Here is a 2,986-nt window from a genome sequence, read left to right as displayed (position 1 = left end):
AGGCGGTCAGGCCTTCTGGTTCTGGTAGTTTGTTTGTGCGGCAGCATGCTGTGAGAGTGTTGGCCAGCAGGCATGCGATGGTCATGGGGCCGACGCCGCCGGGGACGGGGGTAATCGCACCTGCGCGCTCGGCGGCGCTGGCGTAATCGACGTCGCCGACCAGTTTGTTCTTGCCGTCCCGCTCGATGCGGTTGATGCCCACATCAATCACGGTGGCACCTTCCTTGATCCAGTCGCCCGGCACCATTTCCGGGCGGCCGACGGCGGCAACGACGATGTCAGCACGGCGAACAACTTCCGGCAGGTCCTTGGTGCGCGAATGCGCGATGGTCACGGTGCAGCTGTCACCCAGCAACAGCTGCGCCATCGGCTTGCCGACGATGTTCGAACGGCCGATCACAACCGCGTCCATTCCCGACAGCGAACCATGGTGATCGCGCAGCATCATCAGGCAACCCAGAGGGGTGCAGGGCACCATCGACTTCTGGCCCGTGCCCAGCAAGCCCACGTTCGAGATGTGGAACCCGTCGACATCTTTGGCCGGATCGATCGAGTTGATCACCAGATCTTCGTTCAGATGCTTGGGCAGCGGCAATTGCACCAGAATGCCGTGCACCGCCGGGTCGTTGTTCAGCTTGTCGATCAGCGCCAGCAAGTCTTCTTCGGAGGTATCCACATCCAGCTTGTGCTCATACGAGTTCATGCCGACCTCGACGGTCATCTTGCCCTTGGAACGGACATAAACCTGGCTGGCCGGATCCTCGCCCACCAGAACCACGGCCAGACCGGGCGTGATACCGTTTTCCTCTTTCAGCTTTGCAACCTGATCGGCCACTTGCGCGCGCACCTTCGCCGCAAAGGCCTTACCGTCGATAACCTGCGCTACCATCCTTTGATCCCTTCTTTCAAAAAACGGATCGGGCGCACAAAGCGCCCGGTTCTTCAGTCGGGGCCGAGCACGCGTTCTTCGCGGGCAATCGACCAGTCAATCAAGATGCGCCAGAGTTTCTCGGCTAGATCTGGGTCCATGCCCAACTCGTCGGAACTCTTGCGCACCCGCTGCACCACGTCTTCGACACGATCCGGAATGCGGGCTGGCAGGCCCTCGCCGGGTTTCAGCTCGGACGCGCGGTCGATGTAGCTTGCGCGCGTTACCAACAATTCGATCAGTTGGCGGTCCAGCTTGTCGATCTGAGCCCGCAATTCCTGCATCGAGGAACAGTCATGCGGTGGTATCAGAGTGGGCATTTCAATCTCCTGTGGCCCGGGGATATCCCCGGGCCACGAGATGTCTCATTCGGGCGCTTAGAACAAGCCCTCGATCTCACCTGCGTCATTGAGGCAGATGGTCTCGGCAGCCGGTTTGCGCGGCAGACCCGGCATGGTCATGATCTCACCGCAGACAACCACGATGAAGCCAGCACCGGCAGACAGGCGAACCTCACGCACCGGAACCGAGTGGCCGGTCGGCGCACCGCGCAGCGACGGATCGGTCGAGAACGAGTACTGGGTTTTCGCCATGCAGACCGGCAGGTTGCCGTAGCCTGCTGCTTCCCACTCTTTCAACTGGTTGCGGATCTTGGAATCAGCCAGCACCTCGTCAGCGCGGTAGATGCGCTTGGCGATGGTCTCGATTTTTTCGAACAGCGGCATGTCGTCCGGATAGATCGGTGAGAAGTTCGCGGTACCGGCATCGGCAATTTCCACAACCTTCTTGGCCAGATTCTCGGATCCTTCCGAACCCAGCTCCCAGTGACGGGACAGAACCGCCTCAACACCGTGGTCACCACAGTAGTCCTTTACCGCCTGCACTTCCGCGTCGGTATCGGTGACAAAGTGGTTGATCGCGACGACGACCGGAACACCGAAGGACTTCACGTTCTCGATGTGGCGACCCAGGTTGGCACAGCCGTTCACGACGGCGTCGACGTTCTCGGCACCCAGATCGGCTTTGGCAACGCCGCCGTTCATCTTCATCGCGCGCACGGTGGCGACCAGAACAACTGCCGACGGCGCGATGCCCGCCTTGCGGCACTTGATATTCATGAACTTCTCGGCACCCAGATCAGCACCGAAACCGGCCTCGGTCACGACATAGTCAGCGACTTTCAGAGCGGTCTTGGTCGCGATGACCGAGTTACAGCCGTGCGCGATATTCGCGAAGGGGCCGCCATGGACGAAGGCCGGGTTGTTTTCCAGCGTCTGCACCAGGTTCGGCTGCATTGCGTCTTTCAGCAGAACGGTCATTGCGCCTTCGGCCTTGATATCGCGGCAGTAGACCGGGGTCTTGTCGCGACGGTAAGCAACGATGATGTCGCCCAGACGCTTTTCCAGGTCCTTCAGGTCGGTTGCCAGGCAGAGGATCGCCATGACTTCGGATGCCACGGTGATGTCATAACCAGCTTCGCGCGGGAAACCGTTCGATACACCGCCCAACGAGCAGGTGATTTGACGCAGGGCGCGGTCGTTCATGTCGACCACACGGCGCCAAACGACGCGGCGCATGTCGATAGCCTGCTCATTGCCCCAGTAGATGTGGTTGTCGATCATTGCCGACAGCAGCGAGTGGGCCGAGGTGATGGCGTGGAAGTCGCCGGTGAAGTGCAGGTTCATTTCCTCCATCGGAACAACCTGCGCATAGCCGCCACCTGCAGCGCCGCCCTTCATGCCGAAGTTCGGGCCCAGCGAGGCTTCGCGGATACAGATCATCGCGTTCTTGCCGATACGGTTCAGGCCATCGCCCAGACCAACGGTGGTGGTGGTTTTACCTTCACCCGCCGGGGTCGGATTGATCGCGGTGACCAGGATCAGCTTGCCGTCTTCACGGTCCTGAACCGAGTTGATGAAGTCCTGACTGACCTTCGCCTTGTCGTGGCCATAGGGCAGCAGATCGGCAGAATCGATGCCGATCTTGGCACCGATTTCCTGAATCGGCTTCTTGTTCGCTTCGCGGGCGATTTCGATGTCGGATTTATAGCTCATTGGG

The 2,986-nt window shown here is 60.2% G+C and carries 3 protein-coding genes; all 3 read right to left on the bottom strand.

The window, feature by feature from the left end; genetic code table 11:
• Positions 1-889 (bottom strand): bifunctional methylenetetrahydrofolate dehydrogenase/methenyltetrahydrofolate cyclohydrolase FolD (gene folD / locus ACR0IK_RS24250; RefSeq protein WP_480643671.1); only part of this gene is annotated, 889 nt, incomplete at its 3' end.
• A 53-nt stretch (positions 890-942) separates the two neighbouring features.
• Positions 943-1,248 carry a chorismate mutase gene (locus ACR0IK_RS24245; RefSeq protein ID WP_480597330.1) on the bottom strand — a complete coding sequence of 102 codons (306 nt, stop codon included), beginning with the start codon at positions 1,246-1,248 and terminating at the stop codon, positions 943-945.
• Positions 1,249-1,305: 57 nt separating this feature from the next.
• Positions 1,306-2,982 carry a formate--tetrahydrofolate ligase gene (locus ACR0IK_RS24240; RefSeq protein WP_480597332.1) on the bottom strand — a complete coding sequence of 559 codons (1,677 nt, stop codon included), beginning with the start codon at positions 2,980-2,982 and terminating at the stop codon, positions 1,306-1,308.
• Positions 2,983-2,986: the final 4 nt, after the last annotated feature.

Source organism: Ruegeria sp. BF7, assembly GCF_056538605.1.
This window is presented reverse-complemented; position numbering and strand designations above follow the sequence as displayed.